Source organism: Sandarakinorhabdus sp., from assembly GCF_032115815.1.
Lineage (GTDB): Bacteria > Pseudomonadota > Alphaproteobacteria > Sphingomonadales > Sphingomonadaceae > Sandarakinorhabdus.
Map to the genome: position 1 here is coordinate 1 of NZ_JAUMBI010000040.1, position 894 is coordinate 894.

Below are 894 nucleotides of genomic sequence, written 5' to 3' on the forward strand. Positions count from 1 at the left end.
CCCAACCGGGCGGAAAATCGAAATCCCCATAGATCGCTCGCTCGGGCCGCGGGTTCCTGCATGGGAGGCTTTCGTACGCCAAGTGGCGCCCGAAACCCTTCATCTTCTGCGACATTCGGGCAGCCCGATGAGCTTCCCGAAAGCTGCCTTCGCGCCAGCACCAGTAGGGATGCCACTGCCAATCCGCTTACGGACATGCTCTTACGCCAGCTAAAGCGCCGGAAGCGCCATCGCCGTGCCGATAAGGGCTTCGCGAGTCACCAACCTCGCCAACTGCTCTTCGCTCCAGCCATCGGTCCCTGGTGGGCGCAGGGGGATGACCATGTATCGGGTCTCGGCGCTGGTTTCCCAGACGCGGACCGCAACATCGTCCGGCACCTCGAGCCCGAGTTCGCGCAGCACTGGACGCGGTTCGCGCACGACGCGCGCCCGATATTCGGGGCTTTTGTACCAATCCGTCGGCAAGCCGATGATCGGCCAGGCGGTGCAGGAACATTGGGTGCAGACGATGACATTATGCCGTTCGGCGGTGTTTTCGAGCGCGACGATATACTCGCCCTGCGGACCCGCATAACCAAGCTCGGCACAGGCGGCCGTCGCATTGCCCAGCAGGCGCGCCTTGAAGGCGGGGTCGGTCCAGGCCCGTGCCACAACGCGCGCGCCGTTCTCGTGCCGCCATTCCTCGGCGGCAAGATGCACGATGTGATCGATGACATCGGTGGTGAGCAGGCCCTTGTCGATCAGGGCGGATCTGACCGCCGCGGCGGAAAGCCCCGAGGCCGAGGGCCTGAAAACCCTCGCCCCCCGGGCCGATCGCCTTTTGGCGCTGGTGGCGCAGATCGCCGGTCAGCCGACCCGGTAGTTCGGGCTTTCGCGCGTGATCTGCACGTCATG

General features: G+C 65.1%; 2 protein-coding genes. One reads left to right on the forward strand and one right to left on the reverse strand.

Going from position 1 to position 894, the window contains the following annotated elements; genetic code table 11:
• Nucleotides 1-210: 210 nt before the first annotated feature.
• The gene (nthA, locus tag RT662_RS02125; protein WP_313668776.1) at nt 211-744 is read right to left on the reverse strand and encodes a nitrile hydratase subunit alpha; all 534 of its coding nucleotides are present in this window, start codon (nt 742-744) and stop codon (nt 211-213) included.
• Between nthA and RT662_RS02130 the strand changes: the two genes are divergently transcribed.
• Nucleotides 722-862 carry a hypothetical protein gene (locus RT662_RS02130; protein WP_313668763.1) on the forward strand — a complete coding sequence of 47 codons (141 nt, stop codon included), beginning with the start codon at nt 722-724 and terminating at the stop codon, nt 860-862. The two genes, nthA and RT662_RS02130, sit on opposite strands and share 23 nt — an antisense overlap.
• Nucleotides 863-894: the final 32 nt, after the last annotated feature.